1 protein-coding gene is annotated in these 230 nt (G+C 42.6%); it reads right to left on the bottom strand.

Annotated features, from left to right (window positions below):
* The coding region (locus R0K30_RS23830; RefSeq protein WP_410613542.1) for a hypothetical protein at positions 1-230 on the bottom strand (230 nt) is incomplete at both ends.

The following is a 230-nucleotide window of genomic DNA, read 5'->3' as shown; positions in this document are numbered from 1 at the left end:
CACCGCGCACCTTTGTATTGCCCATAGTATGGATGTAGTCACGTGCTTGTGAGTTGACAATGGATAGCGCCCCTCCTGGGATTTTTTTTATTTTTAGTTTTTTTTCTGTATAGCGTCCATAACTTTTAACAAATGCTTCCCAATCAGGATCTGTGCTTGCGCTCGCCTGTAAATGCGTCCCGATAAGGAGCACGGCAAAAAAGTAAAAGGGTAAGGTGTTAAAATACTTC

This window comes from Bacillus sp. SIMBA_154 (assembly GCF_046536015.1).
Taxonomy (GTDB): Bacteria; Bacillota; Bacilli; order Bacillales; family Bacillaceae; genus Bacillus; species Bacillus pumilus_P.
This window is presented reverse-complemented; position numbering and strand designations above follow the sequence as displayed.